General features: G+C 67.7%; 25 protein-coding genes. 12 read left to right on the top strand and 13 right to left on the bottom strand.

The features are described from left to right. Positions 1–91 precede the first annotated feature (91 nt). Entirely contained in the window at positions 92–1213 is a 1122-nt protein-coding gene (locus EV216_RS01450) for a methyltransferase (protein ID WP_132693277.1), read from the bottom strand. After that, a complete protein-coding gene (locus EV216_RS01445; protein WP_132693276.1) occupies positions 1210–2079 on the bottom strand; it encodes a polyprenyl synthetase family protein in 870 nt (289 codons plus the stop codon). The genes EV216_RS01450 and EV216_RS01445 overlap by 4 nt, the downstream gene beginning before the upstream one ends. Positions 2080–2206: 127 nt before the next feature. Between EV216_RS01445 and crtD the strand changes: the two genes are divergently transcribed. Then, the gene (gene crtD / locus EV216_RS01440) at positions 2207–3697 is read left to right on the top strand and encodes a 1-hydroxycarotenoid 3,4-desaturase CrtD (RefSeq protein WP_132693275.1); all 1491 of its coding nucleotides are present in this window, start codon (positions 2207–2209) and stop codon (positions 3695–3697) included. Between the two features lie 41 nt (positions 3698–3738). After that, the gene (crtC, locus tag EV216_RS01435; protein ID WP_279388179.1) at positions 3739–4614 is read left to right on the top strand and encodes a carotenoid 1,2-hydratase; all 876 of its coding nucleotides are present in this window, start codon (positions 3739–3741) and stop codon (positions 4612–4614) included. Positions 4615–4653: 39 nt separating this feature from the next. Here the strand turns inward: crtC and EV216_RS01430 are convergent, their stop codons facing one another. Further along, positions 4654–5826, bottom strand: coding sequence for a thiolase family protein (locus tag EV216_RS01430; RefSeq protein WP_132693274.1), 1173 nt, complete (start codon positions 5824–5826; stop codon positions 4654–4656). An 88-nt stretch (positions 5827–5914) separates the two neighbouring features. On the opposite strand from EV216_RS01430, the gene EV216_RS01425 reads away from it, so the two are divergent. From EV216_RS01425 to EV216_RS01415, 3 genes are all read left to right on the top strand, one after another. Next, on the top strand, positions 5915–6259 hold the full coding sequence (locus EV216_RS01425) for an STAS domain-containing protein (RefSeq protein ID WP_132693273.1): 345 nt from the start codon (positions 5915–5917) through the stop codon (positions 6257–6259). Then, positions 6256–6756 (top strand): ATP-binding protein, encoded by a 501-nt coding sequence (locus EV216_RS01420; RefSeq protein ID WP_243641931.1) that lies wholly within the window; start codon positions 6256–6258, stop codon positions 6754–6756. Before EV216_RS01425 ends, EV216_RS01420 begins: the two co-directional genes overlap by 4 nt. A gap of 265 nt (positions 6757–7021) precedes the next feature. Continuing rightward, positions 7022–8602: a gamma-glutamyltransferase family protein gene (locus tag EV216_RS01415; RefSeq protein WP_132693272.1), complete on the top strand. Its 1581-nt coding sequence runs from the start codon at positions 7022–7024 to the stop codon at positions 8600–8602. A gap of 13 nt (positions 8603–8615) precedes the next feature. Here the strand turns inward: EV216_RS01415 and hspQ are convergent, their stop codons facing one another. Further along, positions 8616–8942, bottom strand: a complete 327-nt coding sequence (hspQ, locus tag EV216_RS01410; protein WP_132693271.1) for a heat shock protein HspQ — start codon at positions 8940–8942, stop codon at positions 8616–8618. Positions 8943–9174: 232 nt separating this feature from the next. Here hspQ and EV216_RS01405 point away from each other — a divergent pair, with 232 nt between their 5' ends. After that, on the top strand, positions 9175–9750 hold the full coding sequence (locus tag EV216_RS01405; protein ID WP_132693270.1) for a transglycosylase SLT domain-containing protein: 576 nt from the start codon (positions 9175–9177) through the stop codon (positions 9748–9750). 9 nt (positions 9751–9759) lie between these two features. Here the strand turns inward: EV216_RS01405 and EV216_RS01400 are convergent, their stop codons facing one another. From EV216_RS01400 to EV216_RS01380, 5 genes are all read right to left on the bottom strand, one after another. Continuing rightward, a complete protein-coding gene (locus tag EV216_RS01400; RefSeq protein ID WP_132693269.1) occupies positions 9760–9942 on the bottom strand; it encodes a Trm112 family protein in 183 nt (60 codons plus the stop codon). Beyond that, positions 9939–10583 carry an LON peptidase substrate-binding domain-containing protein gene (locus EV216_RS01395; RefSeq protein ID WP_132693268.1) on the bottom strand — a complete coding sequence of 215 codons (645 nt, stop codon included), beginning with the start codon at positions 10581–10583 and terminating at the stop codon, positions 9939–9941. The genes EV216_RS01400 and EV216_RS01395 overlap by 4 nt, the downstream gene beginning before the upstream one ends. Positions 10584–10610: 27 nt before the next feature. Continuing rightward, complete coding sequence (gene trxA, locus EV216_RS01390; protein WP_132693425.1) at positions 10611–11522, bottom strand: thioredoxin; 912 nt, start codon at positions 11520–11522, stop codon at positions 10611–10613. A gap of 72 nt (positions 11523–11594) precedes the next feature. Continuing rightward, on the bottom strand, positions 11595–12383 hold the full coding sequence (locus EV216_RS01385) for an exodeoxyribonuclease III (RefSeq protein WP_132693267.1): 789 nt from the start codon (positions 12381–12383) through the stop codon (positions 11595–11597). Between the two features lie 177 nt (positions 12384–12560). Beyond that, complete coding sequence (locus EV216_RS01380; RefSeq protein ID WP_132693266.1) at positions 12561–13247, bottom strand: response regulator transcription factor; 687 nt, start codon at positions 13245–13247, stop codon at positions 12561–12563. Between the two features lie 155 nt (positions 13248–13402). Between EV216_RS01380 and ribA the strand changes: the two genes are divergently transcribed. Then, positions 13403–14479, top strand: a complete 1077-nt coding sequence (ribA, locus tag EV216_RS01375; RefSeq protein WP_132693265.1) for a GTP cyclohydrolase II — start codon at positions 13403–13405, stop codon at positions 14477–14479. A gap of 12 nt (positions 14480–14491) precedes the next feature. On the opposite strand, the gene EV216_RS01370 is transcribed toward ribA, so the two are convergent. Continuing rightward, a complete protein-coding gene (locus EV216_RS01370; RefSeq protein ID WP_243641930.1) occupies positions 14492–14692 on the bottom strand; it encodes a hypothetical protein in 201 nt (66 codons plus the stop codon). A gap of 123 nt (positions 14693–14815) precedes the next feature. On the opposite strand from EV216_RS01370, the gene EV216_RS01365 reads away from it, so the two are divergent. After that, positions 14816–15310: a L,D-transpeptidase family protein gene (locus EV216_RS01365; protein ID WP_132693264.1), complete on the top strand. Its 495-nt coding sequence runs from the start codon at positions 14816–14818 to the stop codon at positions 15308–15310. A gap of 12 nt (positions 15311–15322) precedes the next feature. On the opposite strand, the gene EV216_RS01360 is transcribed toward EV216_RS01365, so the two are convergent. The 3 genes from EV216_RS01360 to EV216_RS01350 form a co-directional block, all read right to left on the bottom strand. After that, the gene (locus EV216_RS01360; protein WP_132693263.1) at positions 15323–15976 is read right to left on the bottom strand and encodes a YggS family pyridoxal phosphate-dependent enzyme; all 654 of its coding nucleotides are present in this window, start codon (positions 15974–15976) and stop codon (positions 15323–15325) included. Beyond that, complete coding sequence (locus EV216_RS01355) at positions 15973–17766, bottom strand: tetratricopeptide repeat-containing sulfotransferase family protein (protein WP_243641929.1); 1794 nt, start codon at positions 17764–17766, stop codon at positions 15973–15975. Before EV216_RS01355 ends, EV216_RS01360 begins: the two co-directional genes overlap by 4 nt. 127 nt (positions 17767–17893) lie before the next feature. Next, positions 17894–18898 (bottom strand): porin, encoded by a 1005-nt coding sequence (locus tag EV216_RS01350; protein WP_132693261.1) that lies wholly within the window; start codon positions 18896–18898, stop codon positions 17894–17896. Positions 18899–19141: 243 nt separating this feature from the next. On the opposite strand from EV216_RS01350, the gene EV216_RS01345 reads away from it, so the two are divergent. The 4 genes from EV216_RS01345 (at position 19142) to holA (ending at position 23883) form a co-directional block, all read left to right on the top strand. Continuing rightward, a complete protein-coding gene (locus tag EV216_RS01345) occupies positions 19142–19684 on the top strand; it encodes a DUF3576 domain-containing protein (RefSeq protein WP_132693260.1) in 543 nt (180 codons plus the stop codon). An 83-nt stretch (positions 19685–19767) separates the two neighbouring features. Continuing rightward, complete coding sequence (gene leuS, locus EV216_RS01340) at positions 19768–22377, top strand: leucine--tRNA ligase (protein ID WP_132693259.1); 2610 nt, start codon at positions 19768–19770, stop codon at positions 22375–22377. Next, the gene (gene lptE, locus EV216_RS01335) at positions 22364–22858 is read left to right on the top strand and encodes an LPS assembly lipoprotein LptE (RefSeq protein ID WP_132693258.1); all 495 of its coding nucleotides are present in this window, start codon (positions 22364–22366) and stop codon (positions 22856–22858) included. Before leuS ends, lptE begins: the two co-directional genes overlap by 14 nt. Further along, positions 22855–23883 carry a DNA polymerase III subunit delta gene (gene holA / locus EV216_RS01330; RefSeq protein WP_132693257.1) on the top strand — a complete coding sequence of 343 codons (1029 nt, stop codon included), beginning with the start codon at positions 22855–22857 and terminating at the stop codon, positions 23881–23883. Before lptE ends, holA begins: the two co-directional genes overlap by 4 nt. Positions 23884–23911: the final 28 nt, after the last annotated feature.

Genomic DNA, 23911 nt, shown 5'->3' with positions numbered 1-23911 from the left:
AGACTCGGGACTCACATCGCGGTGATCGGTTCTTGTCAGTTTATTTAGACAGCCCCAAGTGTCAACTTTTTTAGACAGCCCCGACAGGGCATCATGTCGCCCCGGGTTTACACCCGGTCACGACCGACGTGACAAAGGGACGGCGGGTGCGGGGGGTCTCAATGTCTTGAAATCCCGCCTCTTTCATCATCTTGGCCAGCCGCGCCTGGGACCGCGCCTTGCCGGTCTGCATGGCCATGCAATAGAATGCAAAATAAACGTCCCCCGGCCGGTCAGGACGCGCGCCACCCGCCATCGGCTCGGAGACGATGAACCGCCCGCCCGGCGGCAGGGCCGCAAAGACCTTGGCCATCAGGGCGCGCACCGTGTCGTCGGAATGGTCGTAACAGACCCGGATCAGCGAAATCGCATCGGCCCCCGCGGGCAGCGGATCGTCGCGGAAGCTGCCCCCAGTGACGGTGACGCGATCCGCCATGCCCGCCGCGCGAAACCGCGCCTCGGCGGCGGGCACCACTGCGGGCAGATCGAACAGCGTCATCTTCAGGCCCGGATTGGCCGCACCGATGGCCGCCAGAAACGCGCCGGTGCCGCCGCCCACGTCCAGAAGATGCGTGATGCCCTCGAACGGGATCGTGCGCAGCGTCTCCTCGGCCACCAGCGCCTGGCTGTCGGCCATCAGTTGCGAGTAGCGTTGCGCCACCTCCGGGTTTTCGGCCGCACCCGCGCCGAAGACATAGGGCCAGAAGCGGGCAAGCTCGGTCTCGCGCGCACCACGCAGCAGCGCGACCGGATCCTCGAGGTCACGATAGAAGACATCGTGGTGGCGGATCATGCCGATCACGCCGGGCGCCCCGACCAGCGCCGCGCCCAGCGCGGAAAGCTGATAGCCGCCCCCCACCCTGTCGAACAGGCCCAGCGCGGTTGCGGCCTGACACAGCGCCTCCATCCGGTCCTCGGGGATGCGGCTGCGGGCGGCCAGCGCGGCAACGGTTTGCGGCGCGTCGAACGTGGCCTCCAGCAGGTCCAGTTCGACCACGGCATAAAGCACCTGGCTGTAGACGAAGCCCGAAACCAGGTCGAACAGCCGCTCGCCCTCGCGCCGCGCATGGCCGCGGGTCAGGGGAAAGCGGCTGGCCCAGGACTGGAAGCCGCGCGAGGCGATCTTGCGGTTGCGCCAGCGGCGCCAGCCGAACCCGCGAGAGGTCTCGGTCATTCGGCGGCCTGGCGCGCGGGCTCGGGGATCAGCCGTTCGGCCATGACGCGGACCATCTGGGCCAGCTGCGCCTCGCCCGGGCAGGACGGGATCGAGGCGATGGCGCCCGACAGGATGTCCTTGAAGCGCTGGACTGCCCCCTCGACGCCCAGTTCGGCGACGGCGCTGGGCCGGTTGTTGGCCACGTCCTGTCCGGCGGGCTTGCCCATCGTCTCGGCATCGAGCAGCGCGTCCTTCAGGTCGTCGGCGACCTGGAACGCCTCGCCGATGCGGTCGCCCAGTTCTTCCCACGGCCCAGCCTCCTGCCCGGCCGCAACCGCGCCCATCGAGGTGGCCGCGATGAACAGCGCGCCGGTCTTGGCGCGGTGATAGGCCGACAGGTCGATCTTGTCCTCGCTTTCCCAGCCCTGCCCCGCGCAGATGCCATAGGGCATGCCGGTACGGACGCCAAGGATGCGGATCAGTTCCACCGCGCGCTGGCAGTCGTGATGCGCCGCACGCGCCAGCACCTCGAACCCCGCGACGATCAGGCTGTCGCCGGTCAACAGCGCCAGCGGCTCGCCATAGGCCTTGTGCAAGGCGGGCTTGCCGCGGCGGATATCGGCATTGTCGAAACAGGGCATGTCGTCATGCACAAGGCTGGCGGAATGGATCAGCTCGATCGCGACCGCGGCGGCATCGGTCAGTTCCGGCTTGTCGTCGCCGCAGGCCAGCGCGACATTCAGGCAGATCCTGGGACGGATGCGCGCCCCCCCCGGCGACAGCGCATAGTCAAGCGCCGAGGCCAGTTTCGGCGGGGCGGCCCCGGCCTGTCCCTCTGCGATCGCACGGCTGACGGCGGATTCGATGCGGCCCGAAAGGTCCATGTTGGCTCCCCGTTCTGGTCCGGCCCGCCGCACATTCCCCATGTGTCAGGCTGGCAAGACGTTCACGATTGTAAATCAGGGTGGACAGTCTAAGGTTTCGAGTCAACATTCCTTGAGGTGGATCAAGATGGGCGCACCGGCTGTGAAAGTCGTGGTGATCGGCGCTGGAATGGGCGGGATGTCCGCCGCGATCCGGCTGGCCCATGCGGGGCTGAAGGTGCAAGTCGTGGACCGCGCGCCCGGGCCGGGCGGCAAGATGCGCACCATGGCGACCGAGGCCGGGCCGGTCGATGCAGGGCCCACGGTGATGACCCTTCGCCCGGTCTTCGAAGAGCTTTTCAACAGCACCGGTGCGCGGCTGTCGGACTATGTGACGCTGCACCGCGAGGAGGTGCTGGCGCGGCACTGGTGGCCCGATGGCGGAACGCTGGACCTCTTCGCCGACGAAACGGCCAGCGCGGACGCTGTGGGCGCCTTTGCCGGGGTGCAGGCGGAGCGCGAGTTCCGCGCCTTCTGCGCCCGGGCAAGGCGGCTCTATCAGGCGTTCGAGGGGCCGATGATGCTGGCGGGCAGGCCATCGCAGGGCGCGCTGACCGCGCATGTGCTGACCCATCCCAAGCTGATCCTCGACATGGCGCCGCACCGGACGCTGGCGCAGACGCTTGGCGCGCAGTTCACCGACCCGCGCCTCGCGCAGCTCTTCGGGCGCTATGCCACCTATGTCGGCGGCTCGCCGTTCCGGTCGCCCGCGATCCTGGGGCTGATCTGGCATGCCGAGGCGCAGGGCGTCTGGCGGGTCGAGGGCGGCATGAAACGGCTGGCCCACGGGCTGGAACAACTGGCCCGCGCGCAGGGCGCCGCGTTCACCTTCGGCACCGGGGTCGCGCGGATCGAGACGCGCGCGGGCCGCGTGGCCGCCGTGCATCTGGAGGATGGCGCCCGCCTGCCCGCCGATATCGTGGTCTTCAACGGCGATCCGGCGGCGCTGGGCGCGGGGCTGCTGGGCGAGGGTTTGCGCGACACGCTGCCGCGCGCGGCCACCCATCCGCGCAGCCTGTCGGCCTATGTCTGGTCCTATGCCGCCATCCCGAAAGGGCCGGAGCTTGTCCATCACAACGTCTTTTTCTGCACCGATCCGCATACCGAATTCGATCCGATCGCAAAGGGCCATATGCCCGAGGACGGCACGCTCTATATCTGCGCGCAGGACCGGGGCACCGGCGCCTCTCCGCAGGGGCTGGAACGGTTCGAGATCATTATGAACGGCCCGCCCCAGGCGGACGGGGCCGATCCGACAGACGAGGAGAAACAGACGTGCCGGACACGCACCTTCGAGACGCTGGCCCGGTTCGGGCTGACCTTCGATCCGACACCGGGGACGGACTGGCTGACGACGCCGCGGCAGTTCGCGAAGCTGTTCCCCGCCTCGGAAGGTTCCCTATACGGGCGGAGCCCGCACGGCCTGACAGCCTCGTTGAAGAAGCCCACGGCCCGGACGAAGGTGGCGGGGCTCTATCTGGCGGGGGGGGGCGCGCATCCGGGGGCGGGCATCCCCATGGCAACCCTCTCCGGCCGGCACGCGGCCGAGGCGATCTTGACGGACCTTGCTTCGACCTAGAGGTGCCTCCCGACGGCTATGCCTGGTGGTATGTCGACGGCATCAGCCGCGACGGCGAACAGCAGATCTCCATCATCTCGTTCATCGGCTCGGTCTTTTCGCCCTGGTATCGCTGGTCGGGGCGGAAGAACCCGGAAAACCATTGCTGCATCAACGTCGCCACCTATGGCCGCGGCGGACGCTGGACGATGACCGACCGCGGACAGGCCGCCCTGCGCCAGTCGCGCAACAGGTTCGAGGTGGGACCGTCGAAACTGACCTGGACGGGCAGCCAGTTGCTGATCGACATCGACGAGGTTGCCTGGCCCCGGATGCAGCGGCTGAAGGGGCGGGTCACGGTGACGCCATCCGCGATCACCTCCGTCGAACTGCCGCTGAAACAGGATGGCAGCCATGTCTGGCGGCCCTTCGCGCCGTCGTCGGAGATCGAGGTGGACCTGAACCAGCCCGGCTGGCAATGGACGGGGCATGGCTATTTCGACGCGAATTTCGGCATCCATGCGCTGGAGGACGATTTCAGCTACTGGACCTGGGGCCGCTTCCCGACGCGCGACAACGGCGCCTACTGCTTCTACGATGCCAGCGTGCGGGACGGGTCCGAACTGGCGGTGGGGCTGCATTTCGGGGCGGATGGCTCGGCCGAGGTGATCGACGCGCCGCCGCGCACGCGGTTTGCCCGGTCGAAATGGCTGGTCCGGCGCGAGACGCGGGCCGATCCGGGCTATGTGCCGCAACAGGTTCACGACATGCTGGACGCGCCGTTCTATTGCCGCTCGGCCGTGCGCACCCGGGTCTTCGGCGAGGAAATGGTGGGCGTGCACGAGGCGCTGGATCTGGACCGCTTCGCCAGCCCGCTTCTGAAACCGATGCTGGCCGTCCGGGTGCCGCGCCGGTCGGGCTGGCGTTTTCAGGACTAGGACCGGGCCGCCTTGCCGGTTCAGGGCGGCCCGCTTGGCTCAGGGCCGCTCGATGGCGATGGCGGTGCCCTCGCCGCCGCCGATGCAGATCGCCGCGACGCCGCGTTTCAACCCGCGCTTTTCCAGCGCGTTCAGCAGCGTGACGATGATCCGCGTGCCCGAGGCCCCGATCGGGTGGCCCAGCGCACAGGCGCCGCCATTCACGTTCACCCGCTCGCGCGGCAGCCCCATCTCGTGCATGAAGGCCATGGGCACCACGGCGAAAGCCTCGTTCACCTCCCACAGATCAACATCGTCCCTGGTCCAGCCGATCCGCGCCAGCAGCTTCTGCGCGGCCGGAACCGGCGCCGTGGTGAACCAGCCCGGCGCCTGCGCATGGCTCGCATGGCCCAGGATGCGGGCGCGGATGGGCAGGCCGCGCGCCTCGGCCTCGGCCCGGGTCGCCAGGATCAACGCCGCCGCCCCGTCCGAGATCGACGAGGAATTCGCCGCCGTCACCGTGCCGTCCTTGCGGAAGGCGGGTTTCAGTTGCGGGATCTTCTCGGGCCGCGCATTGGCGGGCTGTTCGTCCTCGGTCACAACCGTCTCGCCCCTGCGCGAGGTGACGGTCACGGGCACGATCTCGCCCTCGAAGGCCCCGGATTTCTGCGCCGCCAGCGCATTGGACAGCGAACCCAGCGCATAGTCGTCCTGATCCTGCCGGGTGAACTGGAAATGCCCGGCGCAATCCTCGGCAAAGGTGCCCATCAGGCGGCCCTTGTCATAGGCGTCTTCCAGCCCGTCGAGGAACATGTGGTCGATGACTTGACCATGGCCGATCCGCGCGCCGCCCCGCATCGCGGGGAGCATATAGGGGGCGTTGGTCATGCTTTCCATGCCACCGGCGCAGATCACCGCGGCGGCGCCCAGCGCAAGCTGGTCATGCGCGATCATCGCCGTCTTCATCCCCGAGCCGCACATCTTGTTCAGCGTGGTCGCGGGCACATCCTCGCCCAGCCCCGCCCTGAACCCCGCCTGCCGCGCGGGCGCCTGGCCCTGGCCCGCGGGCAGGACGCAGCCCATCAGCAACTCGTCCACCGTCTCGACGCCTGCGCCCATCATCGCCGCGCGAATCGCGGCGGCGCCCAACGTGGGCGCATCGACATCGGCGAAGACCCCCTGGAACCCGCCCATGGGCGTGCGCGCCGCGCCGCAGATCACAACCTCGTTCATGCCATCCTCCCGCCATCAATGTCCAACACTTACCGAATGGTAACGATTGGCGTCTAGCCTCATCCCCGGATCACAGGAGAGAGCCCGCATGGAACTGCACACCGAAACCCGCGACGAAGCGCTGCATGTGATCGTCGCCGAACCGCGGATCGACTCGGCCGTGGCGATCCGGTTCAAGGACCGCATGCGCGAGGTGGCCGGGGACGGCCCGGCGCGCGTCGTGCTGGATCTGGGCGCGGTCGATTTCCTCGACAGCAGCGGCCTTGGCGCGGTCGTCGCGGTGATGAAGCTGCTCGGGCCGGGCCGCACGCTGGAACTGTGCAACCTGACCCCCAATGTCGAAAAGGTGTTCCGCCTGACGCGCATGGACCGGGTCTTCACCATCCATCCCGACACCGAGGCGGCCTTTGCGGACAAGCGGTCGATCGCATGACGCACCCTGACCCGATGCGGGGCGGGGGGCTCACCCCCTCGAACGCGGGGCAAAGTCCTGCCGACGCCGACGCGGCGCTGCCGATCGTGGTGGACGCCAACCCCATGGGCGTACGCAGTGCTCTGGCAGAAATGCGGGCAAGGTTTGCCCCGACCGCCCCCGGCCCGGACATGCTCGGCATGGCCGAAACGGTTCTAGCCGAAGTTCTGAACAATGTCGTGGAACATGCCTATCGGCGCGGCGGCAACGGCCCGATCGAATTGCGCCTGGAACGCTGCGGCGGGCGCCTGAAGGTCGATGTCCGCGATTATGGCGATCCGATGCCGGACGGAGTTCTGCCCAGCGGCGCACTGCCCACCTGCGAGGATGCAGAGGACGGACCGCCCGAAGGCGGGTTCGGCTGGTTCCTGATCCGAGCGTTGGCCCGCGACCTGTCCTATACGCGCGAGAATGGGCAGAATCGGCTGCGCTTTTTCGTGCCGCTGGCCGACGCCTGATCCCGAAGCAGGGACGGCCGGATCATCCGGTCGCCATCCGGGATGCAAGATCGTCCCCTTTTTCGCGTGGCCGAGCCACAAGATCCGGCTATGCCGACCCCGCATGGCAGCCCTGCCAGCGTCTCATCGGTGTCCAACCAAACCGTGGCGTCCAGGCTCCCCACCTTTTACGGCGCCGCGCCTCCGGCCGCTCCCCACCCGAAAAACGCGTTGGCTTCATCCCCCTGCCCGTCCTAACGTCCCGGCAAATGCTAGGGAGGAGAGCATGCGCGATTTCCAGCTTCCGGGCCGCTCGGCCGTCTTTGCCATGAACGGTATCTGCGCCACGTCGCACCCGCTGGCCGCCAAGGTCGCGATCCAGATGCTGGAGGCGGGCGGCAACGCGGTTGATGCCGCGATTGCCGGGGCTGTCCTGCTGGGCATCTGCGAACCCCACATGACCGGGATCGGCGGCGACTGTTTCGTCCTGCTGAAACCCGCCGGCGAGGACCGCATCCTCGCCCTGAACGGGTCGGGCCAGGCGCCTGCGGGGCTGGACGCGGCGGCGCTGCGCGACCGCGGGCTGGCCGCGATGCCCACCAATACCGCCGACGCCGTCACCGTTCCGGGTGCGATCGACGCCTTTTGCCGCCTGTCGAAGGACTGGGGCCGCGCCGGGCTGAAGGCCAGCCTTGCGCCCGCGATCCACTATGCCGAGGCGGGCGTTCCCGTGGGGCCGCGCACCGCCTGGGACTGGAGCTGCACCGAGTCCAACCTGCAGGGTGATGCCCGCCGGTTCTATCTGCTGGACGGCGCCGCGCCGCGCCCGGGTCAGGTCTTTCGCGCGCCGATGCAGGCCGAGGTACTGCGCCGGATCGCGATGGACGGGCGCGCGGGCTATTACGAGGGCGAGGTCGCCGAGGATATGGTGGCCTCGTTGCGCGCGCTGGGCGGCACGCATACGCTGGACGATTTCGCCGCCACCGCCTGCGACTGGACCGAACCGGTCAGCGGCACCTACAAGGGCATCGAACTGGTCGAGCATCCGCCCAACGGACAGGGCGCGACCGCGATCCTGATGGCGAACATCCTGTCGCATTTCGACCTGCCTGCGATGGATCCGCTGGGCGCCCAGCGCGCCCATGTCGAGGCCGAGGCGGCGAAGCTTGCCTATGATGCGCGCAACCGCTTCATCGCCGATCCCGCGCACATGACCCGGCTGGACCACATGCTGGCGCCCGACACGGCCGCGCGGCTGGCGGCGCTGATCGACCCGGGCCGGGCGATGCAAAGCCCCGCGGCGCTGGCAGAGTCGGTGCACAAGGACACGGTCTATCTAACGGTGGTCGACCGCGACCGGATGGCGGTTTCGCTGATCTACTCGGTGTTTCACGCCTTCGGCTCGGGGCTGGCCTCGACGAAGTTCGGCATCAATTTCCAGAACCGAGGCGCGGGCTTCACGCTGGCCGAGGGCCACCCGAACGAGGCCGCGGGCGGCAAACGGCCGATGCACACGATCATCCCGGCGATGCTGAGGAAGAACGACAAGCTGATGATGCCCTTCGGCGTGATGGGCGGGGCCTATCAGGCGAACGGACATGCGCGGTTCCTGACCAACGTGGTCGATTTCGGCATGCAACCGCAAGAGGCCATCGACGCGCCGCGCAGTTTCACCGATGCAGGCCAGATGCAGGTCGAGCGGGGGTATCCGGATGCGGTGCGGGCGGAGCTGGCCGCGCTGGGCCACGAGGTAGTGATCCCCGATATTCCCATCGGCGGCGCCCAGGCGATCCTGATCGACGAGGAATCGGGCGTGCTGCAAGGCGCGTCCGACCCGCGCAAGGATGGCTGCGCGCTGGGCTACTAGGCCCGGCGCCTCCTCAGTTCAGCTGGAATTGCAGCGGGTAATGGCCATCCTCGAACTCGCCGAACAGATCGGCAAGGTCGGGATGGTCGATCGGCTCGCCGGTGTCGTCGGGCACCAGATTTTGCTCCGACACATAGGCGACGTAATAGCTGTGGTCGTTCTCGGCCAGCAGGTGGTAGAAGGGCTGGTCCTTCGCGGGCCGACTTTCCTCGGGGATTGCTTCGTACCATTCGTCGGTGTTCGAGAACATCGCATCGACATCGAACACCACGCCCCGAAAGGGGTGCTTGCGATGCCGCACCACCTGACCAAGACCGTATTTCGCGCGTGTCGTTCGCATCATCATCCAACCCCCATGAGGCCACAATACTGCCGCAACGCGGACAGAGTCCATGCGACAGCACGCGGCGCATGGAAACAGATTGTGATGCCCAACCCCACAGTGCCCCCTGCACTGCGCGAACCGGTGCCACCTCGCGCTTTTCTGATCCGGACCTGCCGGATGGGCGTTTTCCCGCCGCGCGATTTCGCATATGGTCACCACAACAATAAAGATAACGAGGCTGGGGCAGATGAGCAGAGTCCTTCTCGTGGTGGTCATTCTTGCGCTTGCAGGCTGCGGCGGTGGGTATTCGCCCCCGCGCGAGCTGGACAATGCGTGCGGAATCGCCCGCGAGCGTCCGAACTATGTCCGCGCGATGGAGCGCGCCGAACGGCGCTGGGGCGTTCCCGTCCATGTCCAGATGGCGGTGATGCACCAGGAAAGCAAGTTTGTGGGCGATGCCCGCACCCCGCACCAATACGTTCTGGGCATCATCCCGATGGGCCGACAAAGTTCGGCCTATGGCTATGCCCAGGCCATCGACGGAACCTGGGACGACTATGTCCGCGCGACCGGCAAGCGCGGGGCCAGGCGCGACAGGATCAATGACGCGACCGATTTCATGGGCTGGTACATGACCCGGAGCCGCGACATGCTGGGTATCCCGCTGCACGACGCGCGCAACCAGTACCTGGCCTATCACGAGGGACAGGCGGGCTTTGCAAGGCAGAGCTACATGGCCAAGCCCTGGCTTATCAAGGTCGCCGACCGGGTGTCGAACCGCGCCGATCTCTATCGCGGGCAACTGGCGCGCTGTCGACGCTGACAGGCGCGCTCAATCCAGACGACGCGCCTCGTCCACCAGCATGATCGGGATGCCGCCCCGGATCGGAAAGGCCAGGCCCGCGGCCCGCGACACCAATTCCCGCCGCTCGGCATCATAGGCCAGCGGCGCATGCGTCACCGGACAGACCAGCGACTCGAGCATCCTTCGGTCGGCATGGAACGTCTCGGTCATTGCATCGTCTCCTCGTCCGTGCCGCTGCGCAGCGCGAATTCGATCAGGGTGACCAGCGTCTCGCGCCGGGTCGTCAGCGAGGGCGCCTCAAGCAGGGCCTGCCTGTCCTCGGGCGCAAAGGGACAGAGCATCGACAGCGAGTTGATCAACAATTCGTCCTCGGCTTCCTTCAGACTGTCCCAGTCGGTGGCAAGACCCCGGCTGGAAAAGAAACGCTTCAGGAGAGCCATGAACTTCGTCCGGTCGAATCGGGTATCGTCCTCGCCCGGGCCAAGATCGCGCGCGAACCCGTCCCAGGACACATCCGCCCGCAGATAGGGCGTGAATCCCGGCTGCTCGCGCGTGATCCGGTAGCGCGAGATGCCCGACAGCGTGATCATGTAGCGCCCGTCCTCGGTTTCCGAGAACGCGGTGACACGGCCCGCACAGCCGATGGCATGCAGCCTGCGCTCGCCCCCGCCGGGCACCTCGCGCGGCTGGATCATGCCGATCAGCCGGTGCGGCGTCTTCAGCGTGTCGTCCAGCATCGCCAGATAGCGCGGCTCGAAGATGTGCAGGGGAAGCCGTGCCCGAGGCAGCAGAAGCGCCCCGGGAAGCGGGAAGACGGGGATCGTGTCGGGAAGATCGGCCGCGGAAAACATACCCGGCAAGCTAGGCCGCGACACCGGTCAGGCAAATATCATCGAGGACAGTTTCCGCCGTCCCCTGAGGACAATCGGATCCTGCGGCTTCAGCGCGTCGAAGATGATGAAAAGCTGGGTCTTGGCCGCCCCCTCGTTCCACTCGCGATCGCGCCGGAAAAGTTCCAGCAATTCATCGACCGCTTCCTCGACCTGGCCCGCGGCATGCAGCGCCTTGGCCAGATCGAACCGCGCCTGGTGGTCGTCGGGATCATGCTCGACCGCGGCGCGCAGATCGGCCACCGGCCCTGCCTCGGCCGCCTGCCGGGCCAGCGCCAACTGCGCGCGCGCCGCCTCGATCTCGGGGCTGCCGGCGATCTCGGGGGGAACCGCGGCCAGCAGGGCTTCGGCCTGCTCGGTCTCCTTCAGCGCCAGATGCGCCCGGACCAGCCCGCCATAGGCCGCCGCGTGCCCGGGATCCTCGCCGAGAACGGCGGCAAAGGTCTGCGCGGCATCCACCACCGCCCCCTCCGCCAGCATCAGCTCGGCCGCCTCCACCGCCTCGGACAGCCCCCCATCCCCCGCCACCGCGGCGACCCGCTGCACGAAGGCCCGGATCTCGGATTGCGGCAACGCGCCCTGGAACCCGTCCAGCGGCTGACCCTGAAAGAAGGCATAGACCGTCGGGATCGACTGGATGCGCAGCTGGGCGGCGATCTGCTGGTTCTCGTCGACATTCATCTTGACCATGCGCACCTTGCCGCCCGCTTCGGTCACCGCCGCTTCCAGCATGGGACCCAGCGTCTTGCACGGCCCGCACCAGGGCGCCCAGAAATCAACGATGACGGGCACCTCGCGCGAAGCCTCGATGACATCCTGCAGGAAGGTCATTTCCGAGATGTCCTTGATCAGGTCGTCCTGCGGCCCGGCACCGCGCGCATTGCCGCCAAGTTCAAGCATGTCGTCATCTCCGCGTTTCATCGGTTTCGCGCCTTATATGAGCGTCCGGGGGAAAAACCCAAGGGCGAACTCCTACAGATCGAAGCTGGCCAGCACCGGCGCGTGGTCCGACGGCTGCTCCCAGCCGCGCACGGCCCGCAGGATGCGGCTGCCATGCGCAGCGCCCGCGATGTCGGACGAGGCCCAGACGTGATCCAGCCGCCGACCCTTGTCGGCGGCATCCCAGTCGCGGGCGCGGTAGGACCACCAGGAATACAGCTTGCCCTCGGGGATGTCGGCGCGGGTGACATCAACCCAGCCGCCCGCCTCCTGCGCCTGGCCCAGATGGTCGACCTCGACCGGCGTGTGGCTGACCACCTTAAGAAGCTGCCTGTGCGACCAGACGTCATCCTCGCGCGGCGCGATGTTCAGGTCGCCCACCAGGATCGCACGATCCGGCCGATTGTCGCGGAACCAGTCGCGCATCTCCGCGACATAGTCGAGCTTCTGGCCGAACTTCTCGTTCACCGCGCGGTCCGGCACATCGCCACCCGCCGGCACATAGACATTGTGGATCGTGACCCCGCTTTCCAGCCGCGCGGCCACATGGCGGGCATGGCCGAGCCCCGCGAAATCCATCTCGCCCGCATCTTCCAGCGGCAGCTTCGACAGGATCGCGACGCCGTTATAGCCCTTCTGCCCGCGGGCCACGACATGGCCGTAGCCCAGGTCCCGGAACGTGGCCAGCGGCATCTTCTCGACCGGGCTCTTGCACTCCTGCAGGCAAAGGATGTCGGGCGCCTCTTCGGTCAGCAGCCGTTTCACCAGCCCCTCGCGCAGCCGGATCGAGTTGATGTTCCAGGTGGCCAGCGTGAAGGGCATCCGTGCGTCTCTCTTTCTGTCCCGTGACAAGCCGGGCCACCCTAGGCCGCCGCCCCGCAAGCCTCAAGGCACAGCCCCCGCCCCATCCCTTCTTCTGGCCGGAAATATCCCGGGAGTCCGGGGGCAGCGCCCCCGGCCGGTCGGCTCGCATCGCGAGCCGAAACCCCTCGCCACCGCTCAAGCGACCAGCCTATAGCCCCCCGACTCGGTCACCAGAAGCCGCGCGTTCGAGGGATCAGGCTCGATCTTCTGGCGCAGCCGGTAGATATGTGTCTCAAGCGTATGCGTGGTGACACCCGCATTGTAGCCCCAGACCTCGTGCAGCAGCACATCGCGCGCCACCACGCCCTCGGAGGCCCGATACAGGAACTTGAGGATGTTGGTCTCCTTCTCGGTCAGCCGGATCTTGCGCTCGTCCTCGGTGATCAGCATCTTCATCGCCGGTTTGAACGTGTAGGGACCAAGCTGGAAGATCGCGTCCTCGGACTGCTCGTGCTGGCGCAGTTGCGCGCGGATGCGCGCCAGCAGGACGGGGAACTTGAACGGCTTGGTCACATAGTCGTTCGCCCCCGCATCAAGGCCCAGGATCGTGTCGGCATCGCTGTCATGCCCCGTCAGCATGATGATGGGGCATTTGACATTCTGCTTGCGCATCAGACGGCACAATTCGCGCCCGTCGGTATCGGGCAGGCCGACATCCAGGATCACCAGGTCGTAGATCGCGGCCTTGGCCTTTTCCATCGCCTCGTGACCGCTGCCCGCCTCGAACACGTCGAAATCCTCGGTCATCACCAACTGTTCGCTCAGCGCCTCGCGCAGATCCTCGTCATCGTCGACCAACAGGATTTTCTTAAGGTTGCTCATGTCTCTGCCTCCTCTGTCGCCTTGCCGCTCAGATGTGCACAGGGCGCGCGGTCACAAGTTTTGCAACAGGGTGCTCACGCAAGCGTGTGGCGGGGAAGGGATTTGTTTCATATCTGTCGGCTTTGGCGCTACAGACGCGCAGGAAAGGATCGCCCATGCCCCTTGGCCCCGACAGCACCGAACGCATCGCGCGTGCCCGCGGCGATCTGCGCATGGGGGTGCCGGTGGTGGTGGGCGGGCTCGTGATCGCCGCGGCCGAGACGCTGACGCCCGAAAGGCTGGCGGCCTTGCGCGGGCTGGGCGACGCGGTGCTGGCGATCACTGCGCGGCGGGCGGCAACGCTCAAGGCGCGGCCCTATGATGGCGACATCGCCCGGCTGCGCCTGCCCGCCGATGTCGGACCGGGCTGGGTGCAGGCGGTGGCCGACCCGGCGGACGATCTGCAGAACCCGCTGCTCGGGCCGTTCGTCTCGCTGCGGGACGGCGATGCGGCGCCCCATCGCGCGGCGATCGGGCTTGCGAAATCCGCACGCCTCCTGCCCGCGGTGCTGGCGGTCGGGATCGCCGATCCCGCAGGGCTGGCCTCGGCGCAGGGCCTGACCCTTGTCACTCTGGCCGAGGCTGCGGCGGCGCTGGTCGACGAAACGCACCTTGCCGAGGTTGTCTCGGCCCGCGTGCCGCTGGCGGTGTCCAGCTCCACAAGGCTGCATGTCTTCCGCCCCGCCGATGGCAGCGAGGAACATTACGCGGTCGAGATCGGCACCCCCGCGCGCGGTGCGCCGGTGCTGGCGCGGCTGCATTCGGCCTGTTTCACCGGCGATCTGCTGGGCAGCCTGAAATGCGATTGCGGCGCACAACTGAACGCCGCGCTGGCGCAGATGGGGGCCGAGGGGGCGGGCGTGCTGCTTTACCTGAACCAGGAGGGGCGTGGCATCGGGCTTGCTAACAAGATGCGCGCCTATTCGCTTCAGGATCAGGGCTTTGACACGGTCGAGGCGAACCACCGGCTCGGCTTCGAGGATGACGAGCGCGATTTCCGTCTGGGTGCGGCGATCCTGCGCGAGATGGGCTTTTCCGCCGTCCGGCTGATGACCAACAACCCCGCCAAGATCGAGATGATGCGCGCGAACGGCATAGATGTCGTCGGCCGCGTGCCGCTCAAGGTCGGGCACACGGCCGAGAATGCCCGCTACCTTGCGACCAAGGCCGAGAAGTCCGGGCACCTTCTGTAGCGCAGCGCGGGCTCAGCCCTGATGCGGCGGGCGCATCTGGCGGATCGCCGATTCGATGGCGCGCCAGGTTTCGGCATCCGCATCCTCGCCAGCCGCCTCATGCGCGGCGGCCTTCTGCGCCGCCTCGGCCTGCGCCTTGTCGCCATGGGCTGCCAGGAGCGAGCGGGCGTATTCCATCACCTTGGCCGTTTCCATCTCGAACCTCCGTGTCATGGTTGCACCGGGGCAGGCCGGGCGACCCACCCGGCGGCAAGGGTAACATGATCTGCGCGACCGGGGCTTGATCGACCGCAAGACCCCTTCCCCAAACCGCCCTCTTGCGCCAGTCTGCCCATGATGCGTGCAACCGACCTTGTCCTGACCCCCACCCATCTGCGCTTTGCCGGGCGAAACTTTCCCCGTTCCATCGGGCGCGGCGGCATCACTAGCGACAAGCGCGAGGGGGATGGCGCAACCCCCCGGGGCATCCACCGAATCGTCGGGATGCTCTACCGCCCCGACCGGATCGCGCGGCCCGCGGCGTGGGCTGTGCCCATCGGCCCGTCTGACCTGTGGTCGGACGATCCCGGGCACGAGGATTACAACCTCATGGTTCGCGCGCCCTATCCCCACAACCATGAAAGGCTGCGCCGGGCCGATCCGCTCTACGATCTGGTTCTGGTCACCGACTGGAACTGGCCCTTCGCCGAACGCGGGCGCGGCTCGGCGATCTTCCTGCACCAGTGGCGCAAGCCAAGGCATCCGACGGCGGGCTGCATCGCCCTGTCCCGCCACGACCTGCGCTGGATCGCCGAACGGCTGACCCATGCAAGCCGGTTGATCGTGCGTTAGGGGCGCGCGGCCTCAGTCATAGGCGCGCGCGCCAAAGATCGCCGAGCCCACCCGCACATGCGTCGCGCCGAAGGCGATGGCCTGCTCGAAATCGTCGCTCATCCCCATCGACAGGCCCGACAGCCCGTTGCGCGCCGCGATCTTGGCCAGCAGCGCGAAATGCAGCGCGGGCGTCTCGTCCACGGGCGGGATGCACATCAGCCCCCGCACCGGCAGATCCAGCGCGCGGCATTCCGCGATGAAACCATCTGCCTCGCCGGGCAGAACGCCCGCCTTCTGCGGCTCCTCGCCCGTGTTCACCTGAAGGAACAGGTCCGGGCAGGCGCCGCGTTCCTGCGCGTGCTCGGCCAGGCGCCGGGCCAGCTTGATCCGGTCGACCGAATGGATCGCGTCGAACAGTTCGACTACCTGCCGGGTCTTGTTGCTTTGCAGCGGGCCGATCAGGTGCAGTTCGACGCCTGCGAAACGGTCCATCAGCGCGGGCCATTTGCCCGCCGCCTCCTGCACGCGGTTCTCGCCGAAAACGCGCTGACCGGCCGCCAGCACCGCCTCGACCCGGTCGAGCGGCTGCACCTTGGACACCGCGATCAGCGTCACCGCCCCCGGCGCGCGCCCGGTCTCTGCCTCGGCCCGTGCCACCCTCTGCCGTATCTCGTCCAGGCTCATTCCGTTCCCCCTTGCTCGATCGCATCGCCCAGCGCCTCGATCAGCGGGGCAAGCTCGTCCGCGTGCCGCTGCCAGCCCTTCAGCGACGAGGCATAGATCGGCTGGCGCACCTGATGCAGGCTGAGCGTCGAGACCCGCCGCTCGGTCTTGTGGAAATCCAGACAGCCGTCTTCCCAGTCAAGCCCGGCGGCGGCGATCAGGGCGCGGGCCTGGGGTTCGGGGTCGGCGATCAGGTCCTCGTAGCGGATTTCGTGAAAGCCGCCGGGCAGCCTGTCGCGCCAGAAATCGACCAGTTCCAGGAACATCCGGGTGTAAAGGCCGAGGTCGCGCAGGTCATAGGCATAGCGATGCGTGCCCTCGGCAAAGATGTTCTTGTAGATCGACAGGCAGGTGTCGCGCGGGTCGCGATGCACCACCACGATACGCGCATCGGGCAGCGCCAGCCGCACCAGACCGGCGACCATATAGGTCTGGATCGACTTGTCGGTGACGATGTCGGCACCCGGCAGGCGCATGCGGAAATGCGCCTCGATGGCATGGCCGAACCCGGCGATTTCCTCGTCCGACAGCGCCGAAACGGGCCGCAGCCCGCCCGCCCCGTCCGATAGCAACCGCATTGCCTCGGGCATGACGAAGCCCAGTTCGCCGCCGCCGGTCACGCGCGAATGGCTGGCGATGATCTGTTCCACCAGTGTCGTGCCCGATCGCGGCATGCCGGTGACGAAGACCGGGGCGTAACCCGACGTGCCCGGCACGCGGCGGGCGGTGAAATCGGTATCGGCAAAGGCGGTCCTCACCGCGTCGATCTCGGCCCGGCGTTCGGCGATGTCATAGGGGTAAAGCTTGCGCATCAGCGCGTTGGCCTTGTGCAGATAGCCAAAGATGCGGTCGTCGCGGCGGATGTCCTCCATCGCCTTGGCAAGTGCAAAGCCCAGGTTCATCCGGCTGTGATCGCTCAGGTCCGGCCGCGCCCAGAGCGTTTCCATTTCCGCGATCAGCGGATCGTCGGGCGCCAGCTTGCGGCCCTTGACCATCAGCCGGTAGGGCTCGCCATCCCGGGGGTTCAGCGCGATGGCGCGGCGAAAGCCTGCATCGGCCTCGTCGAAGCGGCCCATCTGTTGCAGCAGGATCGCGCGGCGGCCATGGGTTTCGGGGCGGTCGGGGGCGGCGGAAACGGCGCGGTCATGGGCGGCAAGCGCGGCCTCGGTCTGGCCCGATCCGTCCAGCGCGCGGGCATGCGCGGTGTGGGTTTCGGCGCGGTTGTCGCCCAGCGCGATGGCCCGGCCAAACACGTCGGCGGCGGCGGCGAAATCCTTGGCGCGCAGCAGGGCCTGACCCAGCCGGACCTGCGGTTCGGCCGCGTCGGGCAGGGCCTGTGCGGCGCGGCGCAGCGCATCCAGCGTTTGGGCGGGCGTCGCCGCCGGGGGCGCCAACGCCTCTTGCAGGCGGGCAAGGACCGGGGCGGGCAGGCGTGCCGCCTTGGCCTTGCGCTGAAAGCTGCGGATGCGGGTGCGGTCGGCCAGCGCGGCCAGCGCCTGCGCCCAGGCCAGCCAGATCGCGGGCTCGGCCGGTTGGGCCTCGGCGGCGCGTTCGAAATGCTGGGCGGCGCGTTTCGGGGCGCCGCGGGTCATGGCGATCCGGCCCATCTGGAACAGCGCCTCGGCCTGACGCGGGCGGGCGGCCAGCACGTCGCGCAGCCGCGCCTCGGCGCCGTCAAGATCGCCTGCGGATTGCCGGGCAAGGGCCTCTCGGTACAGTCGGGCGATCTGGGCGGGGTCGGGGGGCTGCATGGGCACCGGGTCACAAGGCTTCGGTGCCGGACCTAGCATGGGCGGCGGCACTTGTCGAACCCGTGCCCCGCAACGAAAAAGAGCGGGCACAAGGCCCGCTCTTCCCCTATCGACAAGCCGGTAAGGCTTAGAACGACATCGCCACGCCGAACGACCAGGTCTCGACGTCGTCGGCGATCACGCCGGTCGGGCCGTCGGAGTCGCCATAGCCGAGATGGACCGAGGCACCGCCGCCCAGGTCATAGGCGACCGCCAGGCCGTAGCCCTTGATCTTGCCAACGGTGTCAACGTCAAACTGACCCCAGTTGACGCCGAACGACCAGGCGTTGATCGAGTAGCCCATCGACAGGCCGATGTGGTCGGCGTCGACCGCACCCGGGAAGTTCCAGTCCGAATAGGCCAGACCGGCGACGAAGCCGTTCTGGAAGTCGGCGGTCGCCGAAACGCCCCAGACATCGACATCGCCAGCGGCAAACGGGGTCGCGACGGTGAAGTTGCCGATGTTGCCGGGCAGGTAGGTGCCGTCCTGCTCGAAGGTCTGGTAGGCAAGGCCCAGGCCGATATCGACGCCGGTCATCGAGGTCTTGTAGCTGACGCCCAGGGCATAGCCGTCATCCAGCGCGCCGGTGTCGTCCAGCTCCATCGACGCCGAGAAGCCGAAATCGCCGAAATTGTAATCGTAGCGCAGGATCTGGTTGTCATAGGCACCGTCGCCATAGCCACCCAGGTAACCGGCGTGGATGGTTTCGTCGTCACCGATGGTGCCGGGGTTGCCGATGTTCTCGGTCAGGCGGAAGTCCATCGCGCCGTCGATTTCGCCCATCGTCAGGGTGCCGAACGCGCCCGAGATGAACATCGCGGTGTTGTCGGCCGCGAAGTTGCCGTTGGCTTCGCCTTCGGCTTTCTGGATCTCGGTGCTGACGCCGACGGTGATGCCCATGTCGGTCTCGGTCGTGGCCGAGAATTTCAGCATCAGGTCGTTGTGGAACTGGGTTTCGCCGCCGCTGAAACCGGTGCTGTTGTCACCGCCGCCCACGACACCCATTTCCCCGTAGCCCGAGAACGTGATCTCGGCGGCAGCGAAGCCGGCCGAAGCAACCAGCGCAGTGGTCGCGAAGAGAACCTTTTTCATGGTTTTCCCTCATTCGATTAAAGATGCACCTCAGGCCGGAGCATCCGATCTGAGTATGTTCCGGGTTTCGCTCTTGCCCCCCTCAAATGCAAGGAACACCGCCAGCCCCCCGGAACGCTGCCCCCGATTGATGCAGCAAAGCCACACACCCCCCGCGCCCAAGCGGACGTGGCGCAAGGGAAAAACCTTGTCCGCCCCGACCCGCTCCGGTAAAGACCGGCGAAGGACAACGAGGGCGCAGGCATGACCTTCCACCGCATCGCGCGCGGGGCACTGATCGGGACGATGGCTGTCGGACTGGCCGGCTGTGGCGGCGGGCTGTTCGGCCGCAGCGCCCCGTCCCCCGAACAGGACGCCGCCCGGATCGAGGCGCGCGAGGCCAATATCGCGCGGCAGTTCGAGAACACGCCCGCGGCCGAGATTCGGCGCGAACGCCAGGAGCGCGGCTCGATCTTCGACCTGTTCGGCAATGCCGACGACCCGAACACCACGGTCGAGGTGAACAAGTATCTCTGGCAAGCCTCGCTGGAGGTGCTGAACTTCCTGCCGATTCGGTCTGTCGATCCGTTTTCGGGCGTGATCGTCACGGGTTACGGCACGCCGCCCGGCGGCGGTCGGGCCTATCGCGCGACCGTCTATGTGCAGGATCCGGCGCTGGACGCACGCTCGCTCAAGGTGTCGCTGCACAGCCAGTCGGGCGCGGTCGATGGCGCCACCGTGCGCGCGGTCGAGGACGCGATCCTGACCCGCGCCCGCCAGATCCGCATCCGCGACAGCAAGCTCTGACGCCCCACTGGACGCCCCGCGCGGCGCCGATTATGCACGACGCCGGGCCACCCGCGCCCGGCGTTTGACTGAGGATTGCTGACATGGCGCGCTACACCCCGGCCGAGATCGAGCGGAAATGGCAGGACGCATGGGAGGCCGACGCCACGTTCCGCGCCTGTCACGACCCGGCCCGGCCGAAATACTATGTGCTGGAAATGTTCCCCTACCCCTCGGGGCGCATCCATATGGGGCATGTGCGCAACTACACGATGGGCGACGTGGTGGCGCGGTTCAAATCGTCCTGCGGATTCAGCGTGTTGCACCCGATGGGCTGGGACGCCTTCGGGATGCCCGCGGAAAACGCGGCGATGGAACGCGGCGGCCATCCCAAGGACTGGACCTATGGCAACATCGCCGACATGCGCGCGCAGATGAAGCCGCTGGGCCTGTCCATCGACTGGTCGCGCGAGTTCGCCACCTGCGACCCGGACTATTACGGCCAGCAACAGGCGATGTTCCTGGACATGCTGGCGGCGGGGCTGGTCTATCGCAAGAACGCCACCGTGAACTGGGACCCGGTGGACATGACGGTTCTGGCCAACGAGCAGGTGATCGAGGGCAAGGGCTGGCGGTCGGGTGCCCCGGTCGAGCGGCGCGACCTGACGCAATGGTTCTTCCGCATCTCGGATTTCGCCGACGAATTGCTTGAGGCGCTGGACGGGCTGGAGAACTGGCCCGAGAAGGTCAAGCTGATGCAGCGCAACTGGATCGGCAAGAGCCGCGGGTTGCAGATGGCCTTCTCGACCGTGGACGCGCCCGAGGGGTTCGACCGGATCGAGGTCTACACCACCCGCCCCGACACGCTGATGGGGGCAAGTTTCCTCGGCATTTCGCCCGACCACCCGCTGGCCCGCGCGCTGGAACGCCACCGGCCCGACGTGGCCGAGTTCTGCGCCGAATGCCGCCGGATGGGCACCAGCGAGGAAGAACTGGAAAAGGCCGAGAAACGCGGCTTCGACACCGGGCTGAAGGTGCGCCATCCCTTTGACACGGCATGGGAATTGCCGGTCTACATCGCCAATTTCATCCTGATGGATTACGGTACCGGCGCGATCTTCGGCTGCCCCGCGCATGACCAGCGCGACCTGGATTTCGCGCGGAAATACGGGTTGCCGGTGACCGATACCTTCGTGGCGCTTGATGGCGGCGAGCCGGTGGGCGACGTGGCCTTCGTGCCGCCCAAGACCGAACCTGTGCGCTGGGTGCGGGCCTTTGCCTGGGACGAGGTCGCGACCGGCGAACAGGCCGTCGACGCCGCGATTCGGTTCTGCGAGGAGAACGGCGTCGGCCATGGCGTGACCAAGTTCCGCCTGCGCGACTGGGGCCTGTCGCGGCAACGCTATTGGGGCTGTCCGATTCCGGTGGTCCATTGCCCCGATTGCGGCGTGGTGCCCGAGGCCAAGGAAAACCTGCCGATCGAGCTGCCCTATGACGAGGACGGCACGCCGATCGACTTCTCGATCCCCGGCAACCCGCTGGACCGCCACCCCACCTGGCGCAACTGCACCTGCCCGAAATGCGGCCAGGCGGCGCGGCGCGAGACCGACACGATGGATACCTTCGTGGATTCCTCCTGGTACTACGCCCGCTTCACCGCGCCCCATGCGGCCACGCCGACCGATCTGGCCGAGGCCGAGTACTGGATGAATGTCGACCAGTATATCGGCGGCATCGAACACGCGATCCTGCACCTGCTCTATTCCCGGTTCTTCGCGCGCGCGATGCAGATCACCGGCCACCTGCCCGAAAAGGCGCGCGAGCCCTTCGACGCGCTGTTCACCCAAGGCATGGTGACGCACGAGATCTACCAGACCCGCGACGCCGCGGGACGGCCGGTCTATCACCTGCCCGAGGATGTCGAGGGCGGCAAGCTCAAAGCCACGGGCGAGGCGGTGGAAATCATCCCCTCGGCCAAGATGTCGAAATCCAAGAAGAACGTCGTCGACCCGGTCAACATCATCGAGTCGTTCGGTGCCGATACCGCGCGCTGGTTCGTGCTGTCCGACAGCCCGCCCGAGCGTGACGTGGAATGGACATCCGCGGGCGCCGAGGCGGCGCACCGGCATCTGGGCCGGGTCTGGCGCATCGCGAACGGCATCGCCGAGGAAATGGATCAGGGGGGTGGAATCGCCGCCTACGAATCCGAGGGCGAGGGCGCTGCACCGGGCGGGGAAGACGACCTGACCCTGCGCCGCGCGCTGCACAAGACGATCCATGACGTGACGATGGGCATCGAAAGCTTCGGCTTCAACAGCTCGGTCGCGAAGCTCTATGCCTTCACCAACACGCTGGCGAAATCGGCGGCCTCGCTGCCTGCGCGGCGCGAGGCGGCGATGGTCATGGCGCAGCTCATGGCGCCGATGACCCCGCATCTGGCCGAGGATATCTGGGCCATGCTGGGCGGTCAGGGCCTGATCGCCCGCGCCCCCTGGCCCAAACCCGACCCCGCCCTGCTGGTCGAGGATACCGTCACTCTGCCGATCCAGATCAACGGCAAGCGGCGCTCGGAAATCGCCGTGCCGCGGGACATGGACGCCGCCGAGGTTGAAAAGCTGGTGCTGGCCGACGATGCTGTGCGCAAGGCGCTGGATGGCGGCGCCCCGAAAAAGCTGATCGTCGTGCCGGGCCGCATCGTCAATGTCGTCGTCTGACCGCCGCACCCTTGTCCTTGGTCTTGCCGCGCTGGCGCTGGGCGGCTGCGGGTTTCGGCCCGCCCATGGGCCGGACGGCGTGGCCGGCGATCTGCGCGGCGGCATCGCGATCAACCCGCCCGACACGCGCAACGCCTTTGCGCTGGTCGAACGGCTTGAGGATCGGCTGGGCCGGGCGGATGCGCCGGTCTACCGGCTGGGCTATCGCATCGGCACAAGCCGCAAGGCGCTGGGAATCACCGGCGCGCAGGAAACCACGCGCTACACGATCGAGGGCGATCTGGCCTTCGAACTGTACCAGATCGCGACCGGCCGCCTTGTGCAGTCCGGCAGCGTGACGGCCTTTTCCGCCTATTCCGCGACCGGCAGCACGGTGGCGACCCTTGCCGCCGAGCGCGACGCGGAACGGCGGCTGATGGTGATGCTGGCCGACCAGCTTGTGACGCGGCTGATCGCCACCGCCCCCGGCCGGGCGCGATGAAGCTCTCGCCCCGCGAGGCCGCGCGCTATTTCGCCCGGCCCGATACCGACGGCGCGGGGCTGTTGCTTTATGGTGGCGACCCGATGCGCGTGGCGCTCAAGCGGCAGGAGGTGATCGCCCGGCTGCTGGGCCCCGGCGCCGAGGAGGAAATGCGCCTGACCCGGCTTTCCCCGGGCGATCTGCGCGGCGATCCCGCTACGCTGGGCGATGCGCTCAAGGCGCGCGGTTTCTTTCCCGGCCCGCGCGTGGTGTTCATCGACGAGGCGACCGATACCCTGGCCGATACCCTTCAGGCGGCGCTGGCCGACTGGCAGCCGGGCGATGCGCAGTTGGTGGTGACGGCACGGCAACTCACCCCGCGCTCGGCGCTGCGCAAGCTGTTCGAGGGGCACCGCACCGCCATTGCCATCGGCATTTACGACGATCCCCCGGGCCGGGACGAGATCGAGGCGATGCTGGCCGCCGCGGGCCTGTCGGGGCTTGACCGCGCCGCGATGGGGGCGCTGACCGACCTTGCCGGGGCGCTCGATCCGGGCGATTTCCGCCAGACGGTGGAAAAGCTTGCGCTTTACAAGCTGGGCGATTCTGCCCCCGCCACGGCCGACGACGTGGCCACCTGCGCCCCCCGCTCGACCGAGGCGGATGCCGATGCGCTGATCCATCTGGTGGCCGAGGCGAAGGGCAACCAGATCGCCCCGATGCTGCGCCGACTCGAAGCGCAGGGGGTGGGGCCGGTGACGCTGTGCATTGCCGCGACCCGCCATTTCCGTGCGCTGCACGCCGCCGCTTCGGACCCGGGTGGTGCAGCCCAAGGCATCGCGCGCGCCCGCCCGCCGGTGCATTTCAAGGCGCGCGACCGCATGGTGCGTCAGGCGCAGGGCTGGGGCGTGCGGCGGTTGGAACAGGGTCTGGGCCTCCTGATCGACACCGATCTGCAATTGCGGTCATCCAGCCGCGCGCCGCAGATGGCGGTGATGGAACGTTGCCTGATCCGGCTGGCCCATCTTGGTGCGTCGCGGTCTTGACGGCGCGCGCGATTGCTGGAACCCCTTT

This window comes from Rhodovulum steppense (genome assembly GCF_004339675.1).
Taxonomy (GTDB): Bacteria; Pseudomonadota; Alphaproteobacteria; order Rhodobacterales; family Rhodobacteraceae; genus Rhodovulum; species Rhodovulum steppense.
Note: the sequence above shows the minus strand (reverse complement) of the source record. Positions and strands in the feature narration are given on the sequence as shown.